Genomic DNA, 25,083 nt, shown 5'->3' on the forward strand with positions numbered 1-25,083 from the left:
CGCCGTGTCCTTTCTCGGACTACCGCCGCGTGCGCACGCGCACCGGGGCGAGGCGCCGCCGCTTCGTGAGCCAGAGACCCAGCGCGGCGATGGCGAGGCCCGCGGGGGCAGCGCTGCCTTCGGCGCTGCTGCAGCCGAGGAACTTCTTCTTCTTCTTCGGCGGCACGTTCGGCTCCGGCTCGTCGGTCGGGTCGCAGCCTCCTTCGACGTCGGGGGCGGGGCGGCCACCGGATCCACCGGCTCCGCCGGCGCCCGCCTCGATCGACGAGGCCGGGGGCGCGACCTGCGACGGAGCGGCACCCTTGCTGCTGCTGCCGCCGGCGTCGATCACCTCCGGTACGATGCAACCGCCGGCGCCACCTGCGCCGCCGCTGCCGCCCTGGCCACCGGCACCGCCAGCGCCACCGGCACCGCCAGCGCCACCGCCTCCGCCGGCGCCGCCGCCGTCATCGGTGCCCGGGAGGACGACGAAGTCACCGTCGCGATCGAAGGCCACGTCCACGCCGTTCCAGGTGACGCGGCTCGCGCCGGGCGCGTAGAGCCGCACCGACCGCTCCTCGCCGGAGATGGCCAGGCGGTCCGCGCCGGGCTCCACCTCGATGCTCGCCCGCGTCCCGTCGAGGACCTCGATCCAGACGGCGCCGTCGATCTCGAGGCGCTGCCCCGCTGCGAGCATCGCGCGCTCCACCACGCCGTCGCGCACCTTGCGCACGCCGGCCATGCCGGTGACGGCGATCCCGCCTGCAGCGCTCGTCTCCTCGGGCGCGTCGTTGAAGACCACCTCGTAGCGCTCGCCGCCGGGCAGGCCGTCGATCACGAGGCCGCGGTCGGGCACCTGCGCGTCGATCGGCTGCACCGTGGGCCGCGCGCTCCAATTCGAGCCGCGGGCGGGCACGAGGGCGGAGAGGAAGGTGGCGTTCTGCGATTGCGTCGTGGGCCGCACCATCATCGCGGTCATCGAGCCGTCGCTGTCGAATTTCGAAAGGTGGGTCGCGGTCTGCGCTTCGGTGCGGGTCTCGAAGGAAGCGGGGGCGACCACCTTCACGCCGAGGACGCGATCGTTCTTGGCATTGAGCCGGAGCCAGTTGCCGTCGCGGCTCGCCGCGTCCGCCGCGTGCCAGGTGATTTCGTACCTGCGGCTCTGGTTGCCGCGGACCACGTCGCGCACCACGGGGAAGCGGCGATCGAGGAAGAGCACCGAGCGACCGAAGCCGGTGAGGCCGAGGGCCGGATCGTAGAGCTGGCTGCCGGCGCCGAGGGCGTAGGAGAAGTTGCTGGTCGAGCCGCGGAGCGGGATCGATCCCTTCCGCGAGAAGAACCAGGTGCACGAGCCCATCCAGCAGGTGCGCACGCCTTCGCCGAGCTGGCCGCTGCCGTCGACGAGGAGCGAGTTGGCGTATTTGGTCCGGTTCACCTCGGGGGCGCCGTTGTTGCGGCCGATCCAGTAGCCGGGGACGCGGGTGGTGAGCCACTCGCCGTCGGCGAAGAACTGCAGGCCCATGTCGTCGGCGTGATCGTGGCCGAAGTTGATCGAGCCCCCGGGCCAGCCGTTGGTGCTCATCCGCTCGAAGTTGCCCCAGCCGCCGAAGACGCCGCTCTTGAGCGCGAGCAGGGTGCCGCCATCCTCCCAGCCGCTGCGGGAGGTGAAGAGCGAGAGATCGTGGGCGTAGTGGTCGAGCTCCCAGGCGCCGCCGACGCGGGTGGGCGGGACCGGGGTGACGCTGGCGTCGTAGAGCAGGGCGGCGAGCAGCATGCCGCGCTGCCCGGGGGGCCAGGAGGTGAGGCCGCCGCGTCCGGCGGTCTGGCCGGCGAGGAACTGGTCCGCGTACCACATCGCGCGGCCGTCCCGGTATTTGCGGCCGGCGTAGAAGAGGGGCAGCAGCGAGTTCTCGTTCTGCAGGCCGGAGAAGTCGCCCCAGAGCACGTACTCGCGCCGATGCGCGAGCGCCGGCGGCATCATCTGCATGCGCAGCGCAGCGTAGTCGCGCACCGCCTGGCTATCGCCGTAGTCGGGGCCCTTGCCCGCGCGCTCGAGCGCGACGCCGAAGGGGATGAGGGAGTCGAGGCCGTAGTGCAGGTAGCCCGTGCCCTCGTGCCAGGTGCCGCCATGGATCAGGTCGAGGACGTACTGCACCTTCTCCGAGTTGGCCTTGGCAGCAGCGAGCCACGCGGCGGTGTCGCGGGAGATCTCGCCGTCGAAGGCGAGGGCCGCCATGCCGAGCGAGGCGTGGTTGATCCAGTTGTGGTTCTGCAGGTACTCGGGCACCCACCAGGCGTTCTTCGTCGCCTGGAACATCTTCTCGCCTTCGATGGCGACGCGGTCGCGGCAACGCTGGCGGTCGGTCTCGGAGAGCCGGTCGTAGAGCCAGTCGTAGGCGACGGCGACGCCGAAGAGGAAGTGGGCGGAGTTGAGGTCCGGCGCGGTGCCGTCCTGGCTGTCGGCGAAGACCCAATCCGAGTAGTTGCACACGCCGCGAAGGTAGTTGAGCGCCAGCTCGTTCGCCTCCCTGCCGGTCGAGCTGGCGGGATCGAGGATCGCGGCGCCGAACGCGAAGGCGAGGAGCGAGTCGGCGATGGCGCGGCGGTCGCTGTAATATTGCCAGTTCAGATCCGGCGTTCTCGGGTAATCCCCGACGAAAGGAAAGTGCACGCCGGCTTCGAGCGCGCTCTTGACCTGCCGCAGCGGTCCGTCGAGGGCCGCGCGGATCGCGGGGACGTCGGCGGGGCCGAAGAGAAGGCTCGGGTGGTTCGCCGCCCGGGCGCCGCCGGCCCAGAAGCAGACGACCAGGGCCACCAGGGCTGCCAGCGTGCGGTGCAGGGTTCTCGCCATTCGTCGGACCTCCGGATCGGGCTCTCACCCGGGGTGATGGCCTCGTCACGTCAACGATTGGCGAGCGTAGCAAGGGCCCGGAGGGGGACCTACGGGCGGCCGAGCAGGCGCCGCGCAGCACGGCGAGCGAGGCGTGCACCGGGACGCCACCGCTGGGAAAGCTTTTTCCTCCGGGATGAACGGTGCGCTCAGCTTGCACGTGTGTCGTTTCGTGCGGGGCCCGCTTCGGAGCATGGCACGCCCGCTGCACAGCCTCCCCACACGATGCGCGGCCCGCCCCGTCGCGCCTCGAGAAGGAGGACAGCATGCGGAGTCTACGCTGGGCGATGTGGTTGGTGGCGGTGGTGTCGCTGGCCGGTTGCGCCTCGGGCCACAAGCCGCTCGAGACGAAGCCCGAGACCGAGTACCGCCTCGGCAGCGAGGACGTGGTCGAGGTGATGGTCTTCCAGTCGGAGGACCTCTCCCGCACCGTCCCCGTGCGGCCGGATGGAAAGATCTCCCTCCCGCTCCTCGGTGACGTCGAGGCGCGGGGGCTGACCACGGCGGAGCTCGCCAGGAAGATCGAGGGCAGCTACGCCGAGTACGTGCAGGCGCCGCGGGTCACCGTGATCGTGCGCGAGGTGAACGCACCGCGGGTCTACGTGATCGGCGAGGTGGCCCGGCCCGGCGCCTACCCGATCCGCGGCGACCTCGACGTGGTGCAGGCGCTCGCGCTCGCAGGCGGCCTGGGCGATTTCGCCAGCCGCGGGAGCATCGTGCTCATCCGCCGCGGCGCCGAAGGCGACGTGCGCACCACCCTCGATTACGACGAACTCATCGAAGACGACGAGCAGGGCCACATGCCCCGCCTGCTGCCGGGCGACACCCTCTACGTGCCGTAAATGGCGCAAAGGAACGACGTGAGGCGCTTCGTGAAGAGCACCCTTGCGCGCCTCGCTCTCGCCGCTGCGCTGCTCGTTCCACTCCCCGCAGGCGCGGGGATGGTGGACGGCCCCATCGCACGGCTGCGGGTCGAGGGGCGCTACGACCAGAACCTGATCGACGGCGGCGGCGACGCTGCAGGCTCGCTCCAGCCGATGTTCGGCTGGCGGCTGCAGGATCCGACCACCGAGATCGAGGCGAGCTACGCTGCCGATCTGATCGGCTACGCGCAGGGCGGCGCAGGGCGGGGTGGCGTGAACCACCGGCTCCGCGGCTACGAGGAGTTCCAGATCGACCGCCGCACCGTGCTGGTGCTGCGGCAGGGCGCCGAGCGGGTCTACGACCCCACCGCGCTCTCGCGGCCCGGCGTCGTCCGCGCCGCGGGCACCTCGACCTACGGCGAGGCGCAATTCGATCTGCAGCACCGGCTCACGCCGCGTTGGACCGGGGGCGTCGGCTACCGGGCGGAGGTCGCCACGCTGGAGGCGGCGAACGCCGTCGACGGCGCGGTCCACGCCCCCGGCGCCTGGGCCCACTACTCGCTCACCCGCCGCGACATCGTCGGCGGAACCTACCGACTGCAATACTTCGACACGCTCGGTGGAGGCGTCGACGCCTACAGCCACGAGCCGGCGCTCACCTACGTACGCCTGCTCACGCCCACCACGCGGCTCGAGGTGGAGGCGGGACCCGCCGTCTACGCACAGGGTCCCGTGAACGGGCTGGTGCCAAGGGCCCGGATCGGCTTCAGCCACCGCCGTCCCCGGCTCACCCTCGCAGGCTGGGCCGAGCGCGGCCTGGTCGGATCGACGGGTTTCGAGGGCGCGCTCTGGACGGAGAACGCCGGCGCCAGCGCGATCTGGCGGGTGGCGGAGCCCTTCCGCGTCTCCGTCGCCACCGCGCTCTTCCGCAACGGCCGCGCCCCCGACGACCGCTCCTTCGTGGAGGGGTTCGCCGGTGAGCTCGGCGCCGAATACGCCCTCATGCAGGACCTCTCGCTCGAGGTCGCCTGGCGGCGCGTCGCGCAGATCAACCTGGTGGGAGAAGAGGCCATCGATCTCTCCCGCAACATCTTCGCCGTCGGCTTGACCTGGCAGTTCCAGGGCAGCCGGCTCCCGAGGTGACGTTTCATGGAACACGGCAACGAGAAGTCCCTTTCGCTCGAAGAGCTCCTCTCGGGCGTGTGGCGGCGGAGGAAGATCGCGCTGCTCGTCACCGCCGCGGCGCTGGTCATCGGCGCCCTCTACGTGGCGGCAACGCCGAAGAAGTACGGCGCATCGACGGTGGTGCGCATCGACATGCAGCGGCTCCCCGAGCAGTACGTCTCGAGCACGGTGAGCGAGAGCGTGATGGATCGCCTGGCGACGGTTCGCCACGAGCTGCTCTCGCTCCCGGTCCTCTCCAAGGCGATCGAGGAGTTCGACCTCTACCGCTCGGCCCGCGAGGCCGGCGGCATGAACGCAGCGGTGCAGGCGATGCGCGGCAACCTGGAGGTGAAGGTCGAGGGTGAGAACGCCTTCGTGATCACCTACCAGGCGAAGGATCCCGCGCTGGCGGCGCAGGTCGCCAACCGGCTCCCGGATCTCTACGCCGCCCAGGCCCTAGAGGAACGCGCCGCGGCGGCGGAGCGCGCAGCGGCGATCTTCTCCGCCGAGCTGGAGAAGATCCGGCCCCGGGTGGAGGAGTACGAGTCGAAGCTCACCGCCTTCAAGAGCGAGCACGGGCTCAACCTGCCCGAGGTCCTCGAGTCGAACATCCGCCAGATCGATCGCCTGAGCGGTCTCACCGAGACCACGCTCATGTCGCTGGCGGACGCGCAGCGGCGCCGCACCGCTCTCGCCCGCCTCGGCGCCGAGAGCAACGTCGAGGTCGGTCGCCTGGCGGCGATCCGCAACGACGCGCGCCGTGAGCTCAGCGGCCTCGAGTCGATGTACACGCCGGACCACCCCACCGTCGTCGCCGCCCGGCGCTCCTGGGAGCAGGCACAGGCCCGCTACAACGCCGCGGCGGAAGCTGCAGCCAACGGTGACAACGAACAGAAGCGCGTCGACACCGAGATCGCCTCGCTCAAGGAGACGGCGCTCTCCTTCCAGCAGCGCATGGACGAGTACATGAAGCGGATCGAGTCGACCCCTGCGGTCGGCGCACAGCTGGCCGCCATCAACCGCGACTACGACGCGGTCCGGGAGAAGTACCAGACGCTCCTCTCCCGCAAGGTGGAGGCGGAGCTCGCCATGGACTTCGAAGCCCGGCAGAAGGCCTCGCTCTTCAACGTGGTGGAGCCTGCGTTCGCCTCGGCAGCGCCGCTCGAGCCCAACCCGGTCTCGGCGATGGGGATGTCGCTGCTGCTCGGCCTCGGCCTCGGCATCGCCGCTGCGGTCTACAGCGCCTCGCGGGACACCTCGATCCGCGGCGCAGCAGACGCCCGCCAGCGCCTGGGCCTCCCGGTCCTCGCGATGGTTCCGAACCTCGACAGGAAGATCCGCAAGAGCTCTTGAGACAACCGGGGCGGCCCGCTGGGCCGCCTGTTTCGGGGGGCTCATCGCCGGTCGCTACATGTGCATCTTGGTGACAGGTGAAGGAAGGGGAAGGACGGATGATGGACGCCAAGGCAATCCAGGTACCTGCTGCATTCGACGGCAGCGTCGATCCCCGGGTGGTTTCGCTCGTCGATCCCAACGGCGCGGCTGCGGAGCAGTTCCGGCTGCTGCACCTCCGGCTCGACAAGACCCGGGCACAGCGCCCCCTCGCGGTGGTGGCCCTCACTTCGGCAGTCGCCGGTGAGGGGAAGACCGTGACCGCTGCGAACCTCGCAGCCTGCGCCGCGCGCCGCGGACGCCGCGTGGCGCTGCTCGATTGCGACCTCCGCAGGCCGCGGATCGCGGGGCTCTTCGGCATCGACGAGGGCCCCGGCATCGCCGCGGTCCTCGGCGGTCGCTGCCGCCTCGAGGATGCGATCCGCATCGGGCCCGAGCGGCTCACCATCGTACCCGCGGGCGCTGCGCCCGACGACCCGGGCAGCCTCTTCTCGGGCACCGCGTTCCGCGCCGCAATCGAGCGGCTGCGCGGCACCCACGACGAGATCTACGTCGACCTGCCGCCGGCGCTGCCCTTCGCCGACGCGATGGCAGCCGCCAACGAGGCGGACGGGGTGGTGGTGGTGGTGCGCAACAACGAGACCCGCGCCGAGCTGGTCGAGGAAGCGGTCGGCATCCTGGCCGGTGCGCAGCTCATCGGCTGCGTGCTGACCGGCTGCGAGGAGGGCGCAGCCGCCTACCGCAAGTACTACGGCAAGCGCTGATCGAAGCGCGACAACCCGGAACCAGATCGACAGAAGCAGTGCGGTCGCGCGGGGAGGAGCGACGGCAACGGGAGAGGTCCATCCGAGAACGGGGCCACGCAACGGGAGAGGAGCAACATGGCGCGGTTTCTCAATCACTCGTACCCCGGTCGCAAGGCACTGCTCTTCGTGGTGGAGCAGTCGACGGTGCTCGCTGCGGCGTGCTTCGGCGCCGCAGCGACGGCGGCGCTCGCAGGTGGTGCGGCGCGGCAGGATGGCGTGGCGCCGATCCCGCGGGTCGCGGCGGCCCTCGCCGAGGGTCCCATGGCGGCGCAGCAGGTGCTCACCCAGGCCTTCTTCAGCATCGGCACCGCTGCGCTGCTGCAGCTGCCCGCTGCATTGCCCTGGGCGCTGGGCGCGACCCTGGTGAGCGCCGCCGCGCTCTACGTGGCGGACCTCTACGACCTGCGCCGCGCCGTCGCCGACCGCACCCACGGCGGCAGGCGGACGCTGGTGGCGCTGCTCGCGGTGGCGCTCTGCCTCGGGATCGTGGCGGCGCCCGGCGGTATCGAGGCCAGGGCCGCTGCCCTCGGCGCCGCCCTCGCCGCTGCGGTGGCGGTGGTCTCGCTGCGGCTCGCGCTACCCGCCTTCGTCGGTCCGCCCCGCCGGCTCCTCGTCCTCGGCGCCGGCAAGCGGGCCCACGAGATGGCGATGACGCTCCTGCGCGAAGCGGAGGACCGGGTGGAGGTGGCGGGCTTCCTGCCGCTGCCCGGCGCCGAGGGCGTGGTCCCCGTCGATCGGGTGCTCCCCGCAGGCGGCAACATCGTCGAGGCGGCGCAGCGCGCGAAGGCCGATTGGATCGTGCTGGCGGTGGAGGATCCCAGGGACCGGGTGCCCGCGGAGGACCTCGCCGCTGCGCGCCTCGCCGGCATCACCTGCTTCACGCCGGCGATGCTCTCCGAGCGGCTCCTGCGCCGCATCCCGGTGGAGGGGCTGCGCGCCTCCGAGGTCGCCTTCTCGGAGGGCTTTCGCCAGTCGGCCTTCCACCGCCTGGTGAAGCGCACCATCGACGTCACCGCTGCGGGCGTCGGGCTCGTCCTCGCCGCACCGCTCCTCGCGCTCGCTGCCGCCGCCATCAAGCTCGACTCGAGCGGCCCGCTCTTCTACAGCCAGGAGCGGATCGGCCTCCACGGCAAGCCCTTCCGGATCACCAAGCTCCGCACCATGCGCGTCGACGCCGAGGCGAGCGGCGCGCAGTGGGCGCAGGCGGACGATCCCCGCGTGACGCGCGTGGGCAAGCTGCTGCGGAAGACGCGCGTCGACGAGATCCCGCAGCTCGTCGCGGTCCTCAAGGGCGACATGTCGCTGGTGGGCCCGCGTCCCGAGCGCCCCTTCTTCGTGGAGCAGCTCAAAGCCGTGATCCCCTGGTACGCGGCCCGCGAGGCGGTTCCGCCAGGCGTCACCGGCTGGGCCCAGCTCCGCTACCCCTACGGCGCCAGCATCGAGGAGTCCAAGGCCAAGCTCGAATACGACCTCTACTACATCAAGAACGGCTCGGCCTTCCTCGACATCGCCATTCTCTTTCACACCGTGCGCCACGTCCTCACCGGACGTGGGGCACGCTAGGAGTCTCCTCATGCCTGCGAGCGAAGTCCTCGTCCCCGACTTCGGCGGAAAGGCCGAGCGCGAACGCGAGGAACAGCAGCGCTGGCCCGCGCCCGTCGGTGGCCCCGCGCCGCTGCGCGTGGTCTGCATCGGCGGCGGCACGGGACTGCCGGCCATGCTCGGCGGGCTCTCCCGCCTCGCCCACCGCAGCGGCACCGTCGGCAGCGTCGACGTCACCGCCGTGGTGGCGGTGAGCGACGACGGCGGTTCCTCCGGGCGGCTGCGCCGGGAGCAGGGCGTGCTCCCGCCGGGCGACGTCCGCAACTGCCTGGTCGCCCTCGCGGACAAGCGCCACCGCGCGCTGGCCAGGCTCTTCCAGTACCGCTTCGGCGCTGGACGCGGCCTCAAGGGCCACGCCCTGGGCAACCTGCTCCTCACCGCGCTGGCCTCGATGGAGGGCGATTTCCTCGCGGCGATCCGGCGGGCCGAGCACCTGCTCCAGTGCGAGGGGCACGTGCTCCCCGCGACCCTCGAGCCGGTGCAGCTCCTCGGCGTGCTCTCCGACGGGAGCGAGATCCGGGGCGAGCGCAAATTCGACCAGCCGCGGAGCACCACAATCACGCGGGTGGAGCTCCTGCCCCGGGCGCCGATGGCGACGCCCGGCGTGCTCGACGCGATCCGCATGGCCGACGTGGTGGTGCTCGGGCCCGGCAGCCTCTACTCGAGCGTCATCGCCAACCTCCTCGTGGACGGCGTGGCCGAAGCGCTCCGGGAGACTTCCGCGCTGCGAGTCCTCGTGCAGAACCTGATGACCCAGCCCGGCGAGACCGACGGGCTCGATGCTGCCGGCCACGTGCGCGCGGTGCAGGCGCATGCAGGCGACGTGGTCGACGTGCTCCTCGTCGATCCGCTCGAGGAGCTGCAGCCCACTTTGCGCACCGGCTACGCGGAGAAGGGCTCGCGGCCGGTCCATTTCGAACGACGTGCGGTGGCGGCACTCGGCGTGCTTCCACTCGAAGCAGATCTGCTCGCTCGGGGACGGCGCATCCGCCACGACCCCGAGAAGGCGGCGGCGGCAATTCTCGGGCTCGCGCTCCAGGCGAGCGAGGCCTGACGAACTGGGATGGAGGTCGGGTAGACCATGTGTGGAATCGTTGGATACGTCGGTGACAGGCAGGCAGCTCCCTTTCTCGTCGAGGGCCTTCGGCGGCTCGAGTACCGGGGCTACGACAGCGCCGGCTGCGCCTTCGAGACGAACGGGCAGATCGGGATCCAGAAGGGGCTCGGCAAACTCTCCAAGATGGCCGACCAGCTGATCCGGGCGGGCGGCGCGGCGCGCAAGGGGATCGGCCACACCCGCTGGGCGACCCACGGAAAGCCCTCGGACGTGAACGCCCATCCCCACGCCGACTGCAGCGGCAAGGTGGTGGTGGTCCACAACGGCATCATCGAGAACTACCGCGCCCTGCGCGAGATGATGCAGGCGAAGGGCTGCACCTTCCGCAGCGAGACCGACACCGAGGTGATCGCGCACCTGATCGAGCACGAGCTCCACAAGAACGGTGGCGAGCTCGAGAAGGCAGTGAAGGAGGCGCTCCGGCGCCTGGAGGGATCCTTCGCGATCGCCGCGATGGCGGCCCACGACAGCGAGCGCATGGTGGCGGCGCGCCGCGGCTCGCCGCTCATCGTCGGCATCGGCGAAGGGGAGCGGCTCGTCGCCTCCGACATCCCGGCGCTCCTGCCCTTCACCCGCGATCAGATCATCGTCGGCGAGGGCGAGGTGGCGGTGGTCACGAAGAACACGGTGGAGATCACCGAGCTCCTGAACGGCAGGCGGGTGATGCGCCGGCCGGAGGTGATCCCCTTCAGCCCCGAGCAGGCGGAGAAGAGCGGCTACGAGCACTTCATGCTCAAGGAGATCCACGAGCAGCCCCACGCGATCGCGGACACGATCCGCGGCCGCCTCGGCGCCACCTCCGCGGTGCAGCAGGAACTCGGCATCGACGCGCAGGCGGCGCGGGAGCTGCGGCGCATCGACATGGTGGCCTGCGGCACCTCCTGGCACGCGGCGCTGATCGGCCGCCGCCTCCTCGAGGAGTTCGCCGGGATCCCCGCTACCGCGGAGATCGCCTCCGAGTACCGCTACCGGCCGCGGCCCACCGAGGAGGGCACGCTGGCCCTGGCGATCTCCCAGTCCGGCGAGACCGCCGACACGCTGGCGGCGATGCGCGCCTCGAAGGAGGCCGGCGCCAGGAGCGCGGCGATCTGCAACGTGGTCGGATCCTCGATCGCCCGCGAGGCGGACGGCGTGCTCTACACCCGCGCCGGTCCCGAGATCTCCGTGGCGTCGACCAAGGCCTTCACCACCCAGGTGACCGGTCTCTTCCTCCTCGCCCTCACCCTGGGGCGCCTCCGCGGGCGCCTCGATCCCTCCCGCGCCGGCGCGATCAGCGAGGCGCTGCAGAAGGCGCCGGAGAAGATCGCCGGCATCGTGCACCGCCTCAAGGAGCCGGTGCAGGAGCTCGCCACCCGCTACGCGGAGGCACGGGACTTCCTCTACCTGGGCCGCGGCTACGGCTACCCGCTCGCCCTCGAGGGCGCGCTCAAGCTCAAGGAGATCTCCTACGTCCACGCGGAGGGCTACCCCTCCGGCGAGATGAAGCACGGCCCCATCGCGCTCATCTCCAAGGGGGTGCCCGTGGTGGCGATCGCCACCCGCGACCGCCTGCGCGACAAGGTCCTCTCCAACCTGGAGGAGGTGAAGGCTCGCGAGGGCACCGTGATCGCCATCGGCACCGAGGGCGACGACGAGCTCCAGGCCCTGGCGGACCACACCCTGATGCTGCCGCCCTCCGAGGAGGCAATCGCGCCGCTCTACGCCTCGGTGCCGCTGCAGCTCTTCGCCTACTACGTGGCGGTCGCCCGCGGCTGCGACGTGGACCAGCCCCGCAACCTCGCCAAGAGCGTCACGGTGGAATGAGATGCGACTCGAACGAGACATGGAGCGCGGCCCCGTCCGCGCCGAGTCCCTCGTCGGCGGACGCGAGCTGATCGACCGGCTCGCGCCCGCCTGGCGGGAGCTCTGCGCCGAAGGCCCGTGCGACGAACCCTTCTACCGGCCCGAGTGGTTCGCCGCCTGGTACGACGCCTTCGGGGCCGGCACCAGGCTGCGGGTGGTGGTGGTCCGCAGGGGCGATCGGGTCCGGGCGGTGCTGCCCCTGGTGGAATCCTGGAGCAAGCTGCGCGGCATCCCCGTGCGCATGCTCCGCGGCGCAGCCAACGTCCACTCCTGCCGCTTCGACATCGTGCACGGCGCGAGCGACGCGGACGAAGCGGGCAGGGCGCTGTGGGAGGAGCTCCAGCGTGCCGGCGGCTTCGAGGTCCTCGAGCTCCCCGACGTGCCGGAAGGCGGCCTCGCCCAGCGGATGCTCTCGTGGGCGGAGAGCGCCGGCCATCCGATCGGGCGCTGGGAGTCGATGCGCACCCCCTTCGTCCCGCTGCCCGGCAGGAACGGCGACTTCGAGGCGATGCTCGGGGCTGCGACCACCTCGAAGTTCCGCGCCAACGTGCGCAGGCGGAGGCGCAAGCTCGAGGAGAAGGGCGCCGTCACCTTCGAGCGGATCACCCACGCCGACGCCGCGGCGCTGCAGGCCTTCTACGACCTCGAGGCCGCTGGCTGGAAGGGCGAGAAGGGGACCGCCATCGGCTGCGAAGGGGCGACCCGGAGCTTCTACGATCGGATCGCCGCTTGGGCGGAGCGGGAGGGATGCCTATCTCTCTACGCGTTGCGCCTGGAGGGCGTCCCGGTGGCGATGCACTACGGGCTCACCTGGGGCGGGAGGTACTTCCTGCCCAAGCCGGCCTTCGACGAGTCCCACGGGGCCTGCTCTCCCGGGCAGCTCCTGCTGCACGACGTGCTCCGCGATTGCGTGGAGCGCGGCCTGGTGGAGTTCGACTTCCTCGGGCCGTGGATGGACTGGAAGGCCGACTGGACCGAACACGTGCGGCCGCACCACTGGTGCTACGTCTTCCGCCGGGGACCGGTGGGGCTGGCGCTGCACGCTGCAAAGTTCCGGATCGCCGACTGGGTCCGGGGAAAGTGAGGCGAGGCGATGGAGGCGGTTGCCAAGCGAATGGCGCAGGATGGCAGGGGCCGGCAGGTGACGTCGGCGCTGCAGGCGCCGGCGATTCCGACGCTGACGCCGCAGATGCTCGTGCCGCGCAAGCGGCGCGCTGCGGCGCCCTTTCCCTTCGACGATCCGGCGACGCATTGGTTCTACTTCGCTCGCAACGGGATCTACTCGCTGGCGCGGCTCTGGGGCCTCGCCGGCAGGGAGGTGCTCTTCCCCGCCTATTTCCACGGCGTGGAGCTCGAGGCGCTGCTCGAGGCCGGCGTGCGGCCGAAGTTCTTCCCGGTCCACGAGCGGATGCGCGTCGACGCGAAGGACGTGACCGAGAGGATCGGTCCGGAGACCAAGGCGGTCTACCTGATCCACTACGTGGGTTTCCCGGCACCGGTGGAGGAGATCGCCGCGGCGTGCAGGGAGCGCAACGTGCTGCTCATCGAGGATTGCGCGCTCTCGCTCCTCTCCTCGAGCAACGGGAAGCCCCTGGGCACCACCGGCGACGCGTCGATCTTCTGCCTCTACAAGACGCTGCCGGTGCCGAACGGCGGCGCCGTCGTCCTCCGGCGCGGCCCGCCCCTGGGGCTGCCCACCGGCGTGCCGCCGCCGCTCGCCTCGACCCTGGCGCCGGTGGTCTCCTCGCTGCTGCAGACGATGGAGATCCGCGGCGGCGCAGCGGGGCGGATGATGCGCAGCGCGATCCGGCAGGTGGGCAACGCCGCCTCCCGGGCAGCCCGGGCCGAGCGCGTCGCCACCGGCACCCAGCACTTCGACCGCTCCCACGTGGGGCTCTCGATGAGCCACCTCTCCCACGTGGTGGCAGAGGCCCAGGACTTCGCCGGGATCGTGGAGCGGCGCCGCCGCAACTACTTCCACCTCCTCGGTAAGCTCCGCGGCATCTCGCCGCCGGTCTTCGGCGAGCTGCCCGCCGGCGTCTGCCCCCTCTTCTATCCCTTCCAGACGAGGGACAAGCAGGCGGTGCTGGCGCGGCTGATCGCCCGCGGGATCGAGGCGGTGGACTTCTGGCGCGTGGGCCACCCGGCGGTGCCGCCAGGCACCTTCCCGGAGGTCGACAAGCTCCGCCAGACGATCCTCGAGATCCCCTGCCACCAGGACCTCAGCCCGGCGACGATCGATCGCATCGCCGCAGCGGTCGCCGAGGTGATGGAGGAGGTGAAGTGAACGCAGCCAAGCCGATCGACGGTGCGCTCCGGATCGAGGAGCACCGCGGCGCCGAGGCGCTGCAGGTGCTCCGGGACGAGTGGAGGGAGCTCTACGACCGCTCCGCTGCAGCGCCCTTCCTCTCCTGGGAGTGGATCGCCACCTGGCATCACCACCTCGGCGCCGGACGGACGCCGCGGATCCTCTGCGCCAGGCGCGGCGGGGCGCTCGTCGGCCTGCTGCCCCTGGCGGAGGAGCGGATCACTCTCGTGCCCGGCGCCGAGGTGCGGCGCCTCTCCTTCCTCGGCGAGCGCTGGGGCGGCGCCGACTACCTCGACGTCCTCGCCCTCGAAGGCGAGGAGGCCGCAGCGGCGCAGGCGATCTACGCCCACCTGAACGAGGTGGCGGACTTCGACGTCGCCGACCTCGACGGCATCGCCGCCGACTCGCCGTCGGTGGGGCTGCTGGCGGCGCGCTTCGCGGAGGACGGCAGGTTCCGCCACGCGCTCACCCCGCGCCACACCTGCCCGCAGGTCGCCCTCGAGGGCACCTGGCGGGAGGTGCTCAAGCGGAGCAAGCGGGGCGACAACTTCAAGCGGCGCCTGCGGCAGCTCCGGGAGCTCGATGGCTTCGAGCGGCGGGTGGTGCGGGACCCCGGCGAGGCCGTCGCTGCCTTCGAGCGTTTCCTCGTGCTTCACGAGGCCCGCTGGGAGGCGCAGGGCGGGTCCGACGCGATGGGGCGTCCCGCCCTGCAGGCCTTCCACCGCGACGTGGTGGTCCGCCTCGCCGAGCGCGGCTGGCTCCGCTTCGAGGAGATCTGGGTCGAGGGCGCGTGCAGGGCGTCGATCTACGGGATCGACGACGGCCCGACCTATTGCTTCTACCAGTCGGGCTACGACCCGGCCTGGGCGAAGCGGAGCGTCGGTCTCGTCTGCCTGGGGCTCTCGGTGGAGGACGCCCTGGAGCGGGGCATCACCCGGTACGACTTCCTCCGGGGAACGGAGACGTACAAATTCGATTGGGCCACCGGCACCCGCGAGACCGTCGCGGTGCGGGTCGCCGCACGGAGCCTCCCCGCCACGCTGCTCGCCGCCCGCGAAGGGGCGGAGGCAGCAGCACGGGCAGCAGCGCATGCGCTGCTTCCGAGTGGCGCGGTGGATCTGCTGCGGCGGCTCCGTCGGAACCGGGAGCGGCAGTCGGCCTGAGGGCCGGCGCTGCGCATTCGGAGAGGAGGGCAGAAGCGGTGATGGGCGAATGGGATTCCTCGAAGACCCCGCGGGCGGTGATCCGCCGCACGATCAAGGCAGCGGCTGCCACCGCCCTGGAGGGGACCGGCGCACGCCGGCTGCTCTCGGCGGTGCGGCGCAGGAACGTCGGCGGCGTGCGTGTGCAATTCATCGCGTGGCATCGCATCGTCCCCGACTTCGAGGGGATGCGCGGCAAGGTGATCCCGGGGCTGCTCACCAGCACCCGGACCTTCGACAGGCAGCTCGCGTGGCTCGGCCAGAACTACCGCTTCGCCACCATTCCCGAAGCGCTGGAGGTGCTCTCCGGAAACCGGCGCAGCGACCGTGACCTCTGCGTGCTCACCTTCGACGACGGCTACGCCGACTTCCTCGAGCACGCGGTGCCGATCCTCCGCAAGCACCGCGCGCCCGGGATCATCTACGTGCCCACCGGCTTCGTGGAGACCGGGATCCCGCTCCTCCACGATCGCCTCTACCGCGTCCTCCGCCTCGCGGCGCAGCGCAACCTCGCGGTGCGGGAGATCGGCGGCGGGCCGCTGGTCACCGCCGCCCTCGAGGATGCGCTCCGCGGCGACGTGATCTGGGCGCTGGAGCGGCTCCTCGAGACCCGCCCCCGGGAGCTCTGCCTCCAGGTGGCGCAGGCGCTGGAGAGCTGCCTCGAAGTCGATCCCGCGGAGACGCTGGTCGACTCGTCGCTCCTCACCTGGGAGGAGCTTCGGGCGGTTCGCGCCGCGGGCTTCGAGGTCGGCGCCCACACCGTGGACCACGCCTGCCTGCCCAACGAATCCGCGGCGGAGGTGGAGCGGCAGCTGCGCCTCTCCCGCGAGACCTTCCGCGAGAAGCTCGGCGAGGACGTGCTCGACTTCGCCTACCCCAACGGCTGGTACTCCCGCGGCGCGATCCGGGCCTTGATCCGCGGCGGCTACCGCAGCGCGGTGACCACCGAGGACCGGCCCAACCGGCTCGGCGAGGATCCCTACACGCTCAAGCGGAAGTGCGTCTGGGAGTTCACCTCCCGCGGCCTCGGCGGCTTCTCCGCGGCGGTGAACGCCTGCAATTTCGACGACACGCTCGGGCAGCTGGGGATCTCGAGCTGGGTCCACGGCGAGCGGCCCGACGCAGTCGGTACGGTGGGAGCTTCCAGGGGGGAAGAGGCGGGGGGCGCGCCGTCCGAGCGCGCCGCTTCGTCGGGGAGCGCCTAGCGTGGCGGAGACCTCGGTTCTCGCGAAGGCGCGGCCATTGGTGATGGCCCGCGCCTTCAGCGCTGGCGTCACCTTCTTCATTCCCCTCGTCCTGGCGCGGCTGCTCGAGGTGCCGGACTACGGCACCTTCAAGCAATTCTTCCTGCTCGCCAACACGCTCTACCTCGCGCTGACGCTGGGCATGCCCCAGAGCCTCTACTACTTCCTGCCCCGGGCGGAGGGAGGGCAGCAGCGCAGCTACCTGGGGCAGACGCTGATCTGGCTCGGCGTCGCCGGCCTCGGCGTCGGCACGTTCCTCTACCTGGCCACCCCGGTCCTGCACTGGATCGGCGGTCCGGAGCTCGCCGCGCTGCGGCTACCGATGGCGATCTTCTGCGGCTGCCTCCTCGGCTCCGGCGCCCTCGAGGCAGGGCTCACCGCCCAGGGAAAGCCGGGCGGCGCGGCGATCGCCTTCCTCGCCAGCGACGTGACCAAGACCGCCTTCTTCGTGGCGCCCGCGCTCCTCGGCCACGGCCTGCACGGCGTGCTCTGGGGCTCGGCGATCTTCGCTTCGCTGCGCCTCGCCGCAGCGTGGCTCGTCCACGGCCGCACCGGCGGCGAGCCGATCCTGCAACGCACGCTCTTCCGCGAGCAGGTCAAATACGCGCTGCCCTTCGGTGCGGCGATGCTGTTGGCGATGCCGCAGCAGCAATTCCACCAGTACGTGGTCTCGGTCGCCACCAACCCCGCGGTCTTCGCCATCTACGCGGTGGGCTGCTTCAACCTGCCGGTGGTCGATCTGCTCTACAGCCCGACCTCCGAGCTGCTGATGTACCGGATCGGCGAGCTCGAGCGGCTGGGCAGGCCCGCCCGGGAGGCGGTCGAGTCCTTCCGCGAGGCGGCGGGGAAGCTCTCCTACGCCTTCCTGCCGATGGCGGCGGGGCTCTTCGCCATCGCCCCCTCGTTCATCTCGCTGCTCTACACCGAGAAATTCGCAGCGGCGGCGCCGATCTTCCGCATCGCCCTGGTGGTGGTGGTGCTGGCCTGCTTCCCGGTGGACGGCGTGCTCCGCGCCAAGGCGAAGACGAGGACGCTCCTCGTCTCCTACGTCTCCAAGGCGGCTTTCACCGTGCCGGTGGTGCTCGGGCTCTTCCACGCCCTGGGACCGATCGGCGCGATGGCAGGTTTCGCCCTCACCGAGACGGTCCACAAGATCGCGCTCCTCTGCCTCGCCTCGCGGGCGCTGCTCCCCGAGGTGGCTGCACGGGGGCGGCTTGTCGGCACCATCGCGGCGGTGCGGGAGGCGCTGCCCGCCAGGCATTTCGCCAGGGCGGGCATCGCTGCAGGCGGCAGCGCCGCTCTCGCCCTCGCGGCGGAGGGGCTCCTCCCCTTCGAGCCGCTGCTCGCGGTGCTGATCGTCGGAACCGGTTTCTGGCTCCTCTACTTCGCCGCGCTGGTGGCATCGGGCGTTCGCCCGGCGGCCATCCTGGCGGTCTTCCGGCCGCGCGGCTGATTGGCAGGCGGGTGCCTACCTTCTGGTGCGCGGGGGCTATCGGGGTTTTTGGGAGGCGGCGCGGATGAACGCACTCGACATGCAGCGGATGGCGCACAAGCTCCACACGCGGCGGGTACCGGTGGTGCCCGACCTGATCCGCCAGGCGATCCAGGTCCTCTTCTCCTCGGTGCTTCCGCCCGAGGTGGAGATCGGTGAGGGAACCCAGCTGGGCTATGGCGGCCTCGGGGTGGTGATCCACGCCGACGCGAAGATCGGCAGCAAATGCCTCATCGCCCAGCACGTCACCATCGGTGGCCGCTCGGGCAGCACCGGCGCGCCGGTGATCGAGGACGCGGTGATGATCGCCGCAGGCGCGAAGGTCCTCGGGCCGATCCGGATCGGGAAGGGCGCGATCATCGGCGCCAACGCGGTGGTCCTCAAGGACGTGGGCCCCGGCGAGGTGGTGGGCGGCGTTCCCGCCAAGCCGCTGCGGGCTTCGGCGGATGCACGGGAGGCCTTCCGGCGCGAGATGCGCGAGCACTTCGGCGTCGAGCTGGGCGAGACGGAGCTGCCCCGGGCGGCAGAGGGGCGCTGATGGCGGTGGATCTCGCGGAGAGGCGGGGCGGCGCCGGGAGGCGCCCCCTCGTCCTCGTCGGCCCGTACCCGGCGCCGTGGGGCGGCATCTCGGTCCACCTGCGCTCGCTGCAGCAGCTGGCGCTGCGGAGCGGCTACGAGGTGGAGGTCCTCGACGTCGGCGAGGGGCATGCGAGCCGGGACGGATCGGACGGCGTACGCGATGCGGGCAGCTACGGCCGTTTCGCTGCGGAGCTGCTCCGCGTCGCAGCCAGGGACGCGGTGCTCCACGTCCACGTCCCCGGCAACAACGTGAAGGCGTGGGTCGTCGCCTTCGCCGCCTCCCGGGCGAGGCCCGGAGGCCTGCTCACGGTGCACTCGGGCCTGGCGCCGGCGCTCCTCGACGGATCGCCTACGGCGCGGCGCCTCGCCTGGCTCGCTGCGGCGGGCTACGAGCGGGTCCTCTGTGCCAACGGCGGCATCGCCGCCGCGCTCGAGCGCTGCGGCGTGGAGCCTGCGCGGCTCGAGGTGCTGCCCGCCTTCGTCCCCGGGGCGGTGGCGCCTGCCGATCCGCCGGCTGCAGCGGTGGCGGCGCGGGCCCGCTTCTCCACGCTCCTCGCTGCGGCGCTGGCGCCGGGCAACCAATACGGCGAGGACGTGCTCCTCGACGCGCTCGGCCTCCTCGGCGCGCGGCGGCCCGACTTCGGCTGCCTCGTCTACGGACCGGGCACCGCCGAGGCCGCCTTCGGCGAGCGGCTCGCCCGCCGCGGCCTCTTCGGCAGGGTGGTGCCGCTGGGCGAGATCGAGCAGCCGGCCTCGCTCGGCGTGATGCGCCTCGCAGACGCCTTCCTCCGTCCCACCCGCGCCGACGGCGACTCGGTCTCGGTGCGCGAGGCCCTCGGCCTCGGGGTGCGGGTCGTCGCCAGCGACGTCGGCCACCGGCCGCCGGAGGCCGTGCTCTTCCGGGCGGGGGAGCCCGCCGACCTCGCCGCCCGGATCGAGGCGGCCCTCGCAGCGCCGCCGCCCCCCGAGGGAGCCGGTGCAGGCGACGTGAGCGAACGCATTCTTTCCGCGTGGCGGAGCCTCGGGCTCGCCCGTGTCCGCAAGGGAGTCCAAGCGTGATCCACCCCAGGCATCTCGAAGCGGCCCATGCGCTGCGTGGCCGCGACATCGTCTGTTTCTCCAACGATTGGGACGGGGACCCGCTCTCCAAGACCCACATCATGAAGATTCTCGCCAGGGACAACCGGGTGCTCTGGGTCAACTCCGTGGCCAACCGCAGGCCCCAGGCGAGCGCCTCGGATCTGCAGCGGATCGTGAAGAAGCTGGGCGACGTGGCGAAGGGGATCACCGAGCCGCTGCCCAACCTCCACGTCCTCGGGCCGCTGGCGATCCCCGCCTTCGGTCCGACCGCCCGCAAGATCAACCGGATCATCTTCCGGCAGCAGATCCTCCGGGCGATGAAGAAGCTCGGCTTCCGGGATCCGATCTCGTGGAGCTTCCTGCCTGCCTCCGCGCCGGTGAGCGGCACCCTCGGCGAGGAGCTCGTCGTCTACCACTGCGTCGACGAGTTCTCGGAATTCACGGGCACGCCCGGCGAGATCAAGCAGATGGAGGAGGAGCTCGCCCGCAGGGCGGAGGTGGTGATCGTCTCGGCGGACAAGCTCGCGAGGAGCAAGGGCGCCTGGAACCGGAACCTCCACGTGGTGCGCCACGGCGTCGACCACGCCCATTTCGCCAGGGCCCTCGACGACGCCATCCAGGTGCCGCCGGAGCTGGCGGCGCTGCCGGGGCCGGTGATCGGCTTCTTCGGGCTGGTGGCGGATTGGGTCGACCTCGAGCTGATCCGCGCGGTGGCCGATGCCTTCCCCGAGGGCTCGGTGGCGATCGTCGGCAAGGTGAGCACCTCGCTCGCTGCGCTCCAGGGCGCCCACAACGTCCACCTCTTCGGCCGAAGGCCGTACGAGGAGCTGCCGGCGTGGTGCAAGGGCTTCGACGTGGCACTGATGCCCTTCGTCGAGAACGAGCTCGCCGCCAACTCCAACCCGCTCAAGGTCCGCGAATATCTGGCGGCGGGGCTGCCGGTGGTCTCGACGCCGGTGCCGGAGGTGGAGCGCCTCGGCCTCTGCAAGATCGCCTCGGGCCGCGAGGCGTTCGTGCGGGCGGTGCGCGAGGCGCTGCGGGATCCGGGACCGAGCAGGGCGCGGAGCGCCTCGATCGCCCACGAATCGTGGGATGCGAAGGTCGACGAGATCCGGATGGCGATCGCCGCGACCTACGAGCGGCGCAAGGGCCGCTGACCCCCCGGGCGAGTCGTTGACGGGAGCGGGTGGGGTGGCGATCTCGGCGCCCATGGCACCGGAGATCGCCCCCATCCGCCGCAAGGCAAAAGTCGACCTGCCCATCGCACAGGTCTTCTCGCTCTGGACCGACTCGCTCGTGCTCTGGTGGCCGCGGGCGTTCACGTGGTCGCAGGAAAAGCTCGAGCGGATCGTGATCGAGCCCCACGCCGGCGGCCGCTGCTTCGAGCGCGGCCCCTTCGACTTCCACTGCGACTTCGGCAGGGTGCTGGTCTGCGAGCCGCCTTCGCTGCTGCGCTTCACCTGGCAGATCGCCCCGGACCGCACGCCGCAGCCGGACCCCGAGAAGTGCAGCGAGGTCGAGGTGCGCCTCGCGGCGGCCTCGCCGACGTCGACGACGGTGGCGATCGAGCACCGGGGCTTCGCGCGGCACGGCGACGGCGGGGAAGCCTACCGGCAGGGCATGGAGCAGGGCTGGGACGAGCTGGTGCGCCGCCTCGAGGCGACGGCGCAGCCGCTCTAGCTAGCTGCCCTGCGGCATCGTCGGCGGCGGCGGCGGCTCGGGGACCGGTTCGTCCGGGCTCTGCGGTGGCGGTTCCGGCGTCTTCTGCGGGCTTTCGTCGCGGATCTTCATCCGGTCGAATCTGCGCCTCTGACGCGTGTCGTGCAGCGCCCGCGGCGGGTGCGGGTCGCTGGTGTTTCCACCCGGAGGAAAACCACTTCCCATCCGGTGCCGCCGGTTGCGCAGCCCGAGGCGCCGTTCGCCTGCTCGGCGGCCTCTTCCTCCGGGCACGGGGGCTGCACCAGGGGCGAGCGTGGATCGACTCGCCTACATCGGTTATCTCGCCCGCACCGTTCCCCCGCACCGCCTGGCGCAGGTGGCGGCGCTCCGCCTCTGGCGCGGCGCCTGGCGCACCCTCGAAGGCGGACCGCAGCTGCCCGCCGAGGAGGAGGTGCTCCGGGCCTTCGGCGCCCGCAGCCTCGCCCAGCTCCCCCGCCGCGTCGCCGCGCCGGTCCCGGGGCCCTGGGGATTCGCCTCGCCCCCAGCGGTGGCGAGCACCGCCCGGACGCTCCGCACGGAGTTGCCGCAGGAGGCGGAGCGCGCGGTGGCCCGGGCGGAGGCCGCGCTGGAGCGGCGCTCGGTGGTTTTCGGGCGGGAGGTGGTCCTGCCGGGCTGCGATCGCTTCGTGCCCCTGGCCAGCGCGGGCTGGCGCGCCATCGACTGGGAGGTCGATCCGGTGAGCGGCGCGCGCTTCGACGGCGGGAGCACGCCGCCGGGCGCGGACATCAAATATCCCTGGGTGCCCGGTCGCCTCGACGAGGTGGTGCACCTCGCCTGCGGCGCGGTCCTCACCGCCGGGCAGCCTTCACGCTCCCGCGCCTTCGCCGATGCCGCGCTCGATCGCATCCTCGACCTCGCCTTCGCTCCCCGCGGCGTGCAGTGGAGCTGCGCGATGGAGGTGGCGCTGCGGGCGGCGAACGTCGCCATCGCCGTGCGCCTCCTCGCAGGGCATGCAGCGCTCGAGGCGCGGCCCGAAGCGCTCCTCGCCGTGCTGCGCTCGCTGGTCTTCCACCTGCGCTGGGTCGAGGGCCACCTCGAGGATACGGTGGCGGTCCCCAACAACCACCTCGTCTCCGATCTCGTCGGACCGGCGGTGGTGGGGGCGCTGCTGCCGCGCCTGCCCGGCGCCGCAGCAGGGGCACGGCGGGCGCTGCGGCAGCTCGAGCGGGAGCTCCTCGCCCAGACCCTTCCCGACGGCCTCAGCTTCGAGGGATCCGTTCCCTACCACCGCCTCGCGGTGGAGCTCTTCCTCCTCGCGGATCTCGCGGCGCAGGGCCTCGCTGCGCCCTTCGGGAGGGAGGCGCGGGAGCGGCTCGCGCAGATGTTCGTGGCGACGCGGGAGCTCGGCGACGGTAGGGGCCTCGCGCCGCAGATCGGCGACAACGACTCGGGGCAGGCGTTGGCCTTCCGGCCGAGGGGACCGCAGGAGCAGGCCTGGCTCCTGCCCATCGGCGCCGCGCTCTTCGAGCGGAAGGAGCTGCACCTGGAGGGCCCGAGCGCCGAGCTGGTCTGGCTGCTCGGCGCGGCGGGGCTGCGGCGGCTCGAGCGCATGCCGCTGGGACGGCGGCCGCGAGATTCGGCGCTGCGCCACGGCGGCGTCTATGTCCTCCGCTCCGAGCGGCTGAGCTGCGCGATCGCCTGCGGGAGCAACGGCACCGGCGGGACGGGAACCCACGGCCACAACGACAAGCTGGCGGTGGAGATCTGCGTCGATGGCAGGCAGGTGATCGGCGATCCGGGCACCGGCAGTTACACCGGCGACCCCGCGCTGCGGAACCGGCTCCGCGGAACCGCCGCCCACAGCACCGTGATCGTCGAAGGCGAGGAGCAGCAGCCGCTGCCTTCGGGCAGGCTCTTTGCGCTCCCCGACAGCGCCCACGCCCGCTGCCTGCGGTTCACGTCCGAGCGGAGCAGGGCTACCTTCCTCGGCGAGCACCGGGGCTACGAGCGGCTCACGCCTGCGGTGATCCACCAGCGCGAGGTCGTCCTCGATCGCCTCCTCGAACGGATCCTGATCCGCGACGAGCTGCAGGGCAGCGGGAAGAGCAGGGCGGAGGCCCGCTACCTCGTCACCTGTGGCGCGGCACGCGTGCGTCCGATCGGCGAGCGGGAGCGGGCCTTCGTGGAGCGCACGCTGCCGCGGGAGCTGCCCTGGGATCTGGAGAACGTGGTGGAGCTGGGGTCGCACCTCGGCCCGCTGGCGCTGCTGATCGGCGCCGGCGCCGCCGGTGCGCCGCGGTTCGAGGAAGCGACGTACGCACGTGGCTATGGCGAGTTGGCGCACGCCCTCCATGTGTGCTTCCGCCTGGAAGGCGTGCTGCCGAGTGTTTTCACCGCTGCCGTGCTGCCCTTCGCAGCAGCAGCAGGGCGTTGAGAGGAGGCGAGTTCGTATGTTGCAGCGTGAGGTTCCGGCTTCGAGCTTGATTGGGAAGATCCGCGCCAAGCAGGCGGTCGTCGGCGTCATCGGCCTCGGCTACGTGGGTCTTCCCCTGGGGATGGCGTTTGCCGAGGAGGGCTTCCCGACGCTCGGGCTCGACGTCGATCGGAAGAAGGTCGCCTCGATCAACCGCGGCGAGAGCTACATCCGCCACATCGAGTCGGCGCCCCTGCAGCAGCTCGCGCTCTCGAAGAAGTTCGAGGCGACGGTCGACTTCTCCCGGGCGAAGGAGTGCGACGCGCTGATCATCTGCGTGCCCACGCCGCTCTCCGAGGCCCGTGAACCCGACCTCACCTTCGTGCAGAAGGCGGGCGAGGCGATCGCGCCGCACCTGCGCCCGGGCCACCTCGTGGTCCTCGAGTCGACCACCTACCCCGGCACCACCGACGAGGTGCTCCGCCCGATCCTCGAGAAGGTGAGCGGCCTCAAGGCGGGCCGCGACTTCCACCTCGCCTTCTCGCCCGAGCGCGAGGATCCCGCCAACGGCAAGTTCACCACCCGCCGGATCCCGAAGGTCGTCGGCGGCTACACGCCCTCCTGCCTCGACGCGGCCACCGCCCTCTACGGCAGCGTGATCGAGAAGGTGGTGCCCGTCTCCTCGACCCAGGTCGCGGAGCTCGCCAAGCTCCTCGAGAACATCTTCCGCTCGGTCAACATCGCCCTGGTCAACGAGATGAAGATGCTCTGCGACCGCATGGGCCTCGACGTCTGGGAGGTGATCGACGCAGCTGCGACCAAGCCCTTCGGCTTCATGCCCTTCTACCCGGGACCGGGCCTCGGCGGTCACTGCATCCCGATCGATCCCTTCTACCTGACCTGGAAGGCGCGGCACTTCGAGTTCTCCACCCGCTTCATCGAGCTCGCGGGTGAGATCAACTCGAACATGCCCTACTACGTGGTCACCAGGACCATCGAGGCGCTCAACTCCCACGAGAAGAGCGTGCGCGGCGCCAACATCCTCGTCCTCGGCGTGGCCTACAAGAAGGACGTCGACGACATGCGCGAGTCGCCTGCGGTGCGGGTGATCGAGCTGCTCGAGGGGAAGGGCGCGAAGATCAGCTACCACGATCCCTACGTGCCGGAGGCGGAGTCGCACCGCAGCGGCAAGAAGTGGCAGGGGGTGGCGCTGACCGACGAGGCGATCGCGAACGCCGATGCGGTGCTCGTCCTCACCGATCACACCAACGTCGACTACCAGGGCGTGGTGCGGAAGGCGAAGCTGGTGATCGACACCCGCAACGCGACCCGCGGCGTGACGGCGGGGCGCGACAAGGTCGTCAAGGCCTGAAGAAATACGGAGCGGGCGCCTCCGGGGGGAGGGCGCCCGCTTGCCGTTGCGGTTCATGCCGTGTCGGCAACGCCGCTGC

General features: G+C 71.6%; 19 protein-coding genes. 18 read left to right on the forward strand and 1 reads right to left on the reverse strand.

All coding sequences use genetic code 11. The features are described 5' to 3' along the window. Nucleotides 1-19: 19 nt before the first annotated feature. Complete coding sequence (locus ACESMR_RS21345; RefSeq protein WP_373049154.1) at nt 20-2,830, reverse strand: DUF4962 domain-containing protein; 2,811 nt, start codon at nt 2,828-2,830, stop codon at nt 20-22. Nucleotides 2,831-3,135: 305 nt separating this feature from the next. Here ACESMR_RS21345 and ACESMR_RS21350 point away from each other — a divergent pair, with 305 nt between their 5' ends. The 18 genes from ACESMR_RS21350 to ACESMR_RS21435 all read left to right on the forward strand — a co-directional run bounded on the left by ACESMR_RS21350 (nt 3,136) and on the right by ACESMR_RS21435 (nt 25,004). Then, the gene (locus tag ACESMR_RS21350) at nt 3,136-3,711 is read left to right on the forward strand and encodes a polysaccharide biosynthesis/export family protein (protein ID WP_373049155.1); all 576 of its coding nucleotides are present in this window, start codon (nt 3,136-3,138) and stop codon (nt 3,709-3,711) included. A gap of 30 nt (nt 3,712-3,741) precedes the next feature. Continuing rightward, nucleotides 3,742-4,875, forward strand: coding sequence for a hypothetical protein (locus tag ACESMR_RS21355; RefSeq protein WP_373049156.1), 1,134 nt, complete (start codon nt 3,742-3,744; stop codon nt 4,873-4,875). 6 nt (nt 4,876-4,881) lie between these two features. Next, a complete protein-coding gene (locus ACESMR_RS21360; RefSeq protein ID WP_373049157.1) occupies nt 4,882-6,249 on the forward strand; it encodes a GumC family protein in 1,368 nt (455 codons plus the stop codon). A gap of 101 nt (nt 6,250-6,350) precedes the next feature. Further along, the gene (locus tag ACESMR_RS21365; RefSeq protein WP_373049158.1) at nt 6,351-7,052 is read left to right on the forward strand and encodes a CpsD/CapB family tyrosine-protein kinase; all 702 of its coding nucleotides are present in this window, start codon (nt 6,351-6,353) and stop codon (nt 7,050-7,052) included. 117 nt (nt 7,053-7,169) lie between these two features. Further along, nucleotides 7,170-8,657 (forward strand): TIGR03013 family XrtA/PEP-CTERM system glycosyltransferase, encoded by a 1,488-nt coding sequence (locus tag ACESMR_RS21370; protein ID WP_373049159.1) that lies wholly within the window; start codon nt 7,170-7,172, stop codon nt 8,655-8,657. 10 nt (nt 8,658-8,667) lie between these two features. After that, nucleotides 8,668-9,750: a uridine diphosphate-N-acetylglucosamine-binding protein YvcK gene (locus ACESMR_RS21375; RefSeq protein ID WP_373049160.1), complete on the forward strand. Its 1,083-nt coding sequence runs from the start codon at nt 8,668-8,670 to the stop codon at nt 9,748-9,750. Between the two features lie 27 nt (nt 9,751-9,777). Then, a complete protein-coding gene (gene glmS, locus ACESMR_RS21380) occupies nt 9,778-11,616 on the forward strand; it encodes a glutamine--fructose-6-phosphate transaminase (isomerizing) (protein ID WP_373049161.1) in 1,839 nt (612 codons plus the stop codon). Between the two features lies 1 nt (nt 11,617). Further along, nucleotides 11,618-12,739: a GNAT family N-acetyltransferase gene (locus ACESMR_RS21385; RefSeq protein WP_373049162.1), complete on the forward strand. Its 1,122-nt coding sequence runs from the start codon at nt 11,618-11,620 to the stop codon at nt 12,737-12,739. Between the two features lie 9 nt (nt 12,740-12,748). After that, nucleotides 12,749-13,942: a DegT/DnrJ/EryC1/StrS family aminotransferase gene (locus ACESMR_RS21390; RefSeq protein WP_373049163.1), complete on the forward strand. Its 1,194-nt coding sequence runs from the start codon at nt 12,749-12,751 to the stop codon at nt 13,940-13,942. Next, nucleotides 13,939-15,126 carry a GNAT family N-acetyltransferase gene (locus tag ACESMR_RS21395; RefSeq protein ID WP_373049164.1) on the forward strand — a complete coding sequence of 396 codons (1,188 nt, stop codon included), beginning with the start codon at nt 13,939-13,941 and terminating at the stop codon, nt 15,124-15,126. The genes ACESMR_RS21390 and ACESMR_RS21395 overlap by 4 nt, the downstream gene beginning before the upstream one ends. A 41-nt stretch (nt 15,127-15,167) precedes the next feature. Then, on the forward strand, nt 15,168-16,370 hold the full coding sequence (locus ACESMR_RS21400) for a polysaccharide deacetylase family protein (RefSeq protein WP_373049165.1): 1,203 nt from the start codon (nt 15,168-15,170) through the stop codon (nt 16,368-16,370). A 1-nt stretch (nt 16,371) separates the two neighbouring features. After that, a complete protein-coding gene (locus tag ACESMR_RS21405) occupies nt 16,372-17,862 on the forward strand; it encodes a lipopolysaccharide biosynthesis protein (RefSeq protein WP_373049166.1) in 1,491 nt (496 codons plus the stop codon). A gap of 64 nt (nt 17,863-17,926) precedes the next feature. Beyond that, the gene (locus ACESMR_RS21410) at nt 17,927-18,439 is read left to right on the forward strand and encodes a serine O-acetyltransferase (protein ID WP_373049167.1); all 513 of its coding nucleotides are present in this window, start codon (nt 17,927-17,929) and stop codon (nt 18,437-18,439) included. Beyond that, nucleotides 18,439-19,539, forward strand: coding sequence for a glycosyltransferase (locus ACESMR_RS21415; RefSeq protein WP_373049168.1), 1,101 nt, complete (start codon nt 18,439-18,441; stop codon nt 19,537-19,539). Before ACESMR_RS21410 ends, ACESMR_RS21415 begins: the two co-directional genes overlap by 1 nt. After that, nucleotides 19,536-20,717, forward strand: coding sequence for a glycosyltransferase (locus tag ACESMR_RS21420; RefSeq protein ID WP_373049169.1), 1,182 nt, complete (start codon nt 19,536-19,538; stop codon nt 20,715-20,717). Before ACESMR_RS21415 ends, ACESMR_RS21420 begins: the two co-directional genes overlap by 4 nt. Nucleotides 20,718-20,769: 52 nt before the next feature. Then, nucleotides 20,770-21,240 (forward strand): SRPBCC family protein, encoded by a 471-nt coding sequence (locus ACESMR_RS21425; RefSeq protein WP_373049170.1) that lies wholly within the window; start codon nt 20,770-20,772, stop codon nt 21,238-21,240. Between the two features lie 292 nt (nt 21,241-21,532). Further along, on the forward strand, nt 21,533-23,653 hold the full coding sequence (locus tag ACESMR_RS21430) for an alginate lyase family protein (protein ID WP_373049171.1): 2,121 nt from the start codon (nt 21,533-21,535) through the stop codon (nt 23,651-23,653). A 16-nt stretch (nt 23,654-23,669) separates the two neighbouring features. Beyond that, the gene (locus ACESMR_RS21435) at nt 23,670-25,004 is read left to right on the forward strand and encodes a nucleotide sugar dehydrogenase (RefSeq protein WP_373049172.1); all 1,335 of its coding nucleotides are present in this window, start codon (nt 23,670-23,672) and stop codon (nt 25,002-25,004) included. Nucleotides 25,005-25,083: the final 79 nt, after the last annotated feature.

It is taken from the genome of Vulgatibacter sp., assembly GCF_041687135.1.
Lineage (GTDB): Bacteria > Myxococcota > Myxococcia > Myxococcales > Vulgatibacteraceae > JAWLCN01.

Bases quoted from the DNA above. Each gene is read 5' to 3' on its own strand.
- ACESMR_RS21390 (WP_373049163.1), top strand. From the start codon at position 12,749: ATGGAGGCGGTTGCCAAGCGAATGGCGCAGGATGGCAGGGGCCGGCAG.
- ACESMR_RS21370 (WP_373049159.1), top strand. From the start codon at position 7,170: ATGGCGCGGTTTCTCAATCACTCGTACCCCGGTCGCAAGGCACTGCTC.
- ACESMR_RS21410 (WP_373049167.1), top strand. From the start codon at position 17,927: ATGAACGCACTCGACATGCAGCGGATGGCGCACAAGCTCCACACGCGG.
- ACESMR_RS21360 (WP_373049157.1), top strand. From the start codon at position 4,882: ATGGAACACGGCAACGAGAAGTCCCTTTCGCTCGAAGAGCTCCTCTCG.
- ACESMR_RS21375 (WP_373049160.1), top strand. From the start codon at position 8,668: ATGCCTGCGAGCGAAGTCCTCGTCCCCGACTTCGGCGGAAAGGCCGAG.
- ACESMR_RS21415 (WP_373049168.1), top strand. From the start codon at position 18,439: ATGGCGGTGGATCTCGCGGAGAGGCGGGGCGGCGCCGGGAGGCGCCCC.
- ACESMR_RS21400 (WP_373049165.1), top strand. From the start codon at position 15,168: ATGGGCGAATGGGATTCCTCGAAGACCCCGCGGGCGGTGATCCGCCGC.
- ACESMR_RS21350 (WP_373049155.1), top strand. From the start codon at position 3,136: ATGCGGAGTCTACGCTGGGCGATGTGGTTGGTGGCGGTGGTGTCGCTG.
- ACESMR_RS21385 (WP_373049162.1), top strand. From the start codon at position 11,618: ATGCGACTCGAACGAGACATGGAGCGCGGCCCCGTCCGCGCCGAGTCC.
- ACESMR_RS21345 (WP_373049154.1), bottom strand. From the start codon at position 2,830: ATGGCGAGAACCCTGCACCGCACGCTGGCAGCCCTGGTGGCCCTGGTC.
- ACESMR_RS21365 (WP_373049158.1), top strand. From the start codon at position 6,351: ATGGACGCCAAGGCAATCCAGGTACCTGCTGCATTCGACGGCAGCGTC.
- ACESMR_RS21435 (WP_373049172.1), top strand. From the start codon at position 23,670: ATGTTGCAGCGTGAGGTTCCGGCTTCGAGCTTGATTGGGAAGATCCGC.
- ACESMR_RS21425 (WP_373049170.1), top strand. From the start codon at position 20,770: ATGGCACCGGAGATCGCCCCCATCCGCCGCAAGGCAAAAGTCGACCTG.
- glmS (WP_373049161.1), top strand. From the start codon at position 9,778: ATGTGTGGAATCGTTGGATACGTCGGTGACAGGCAGGCAGCTCCCTTT.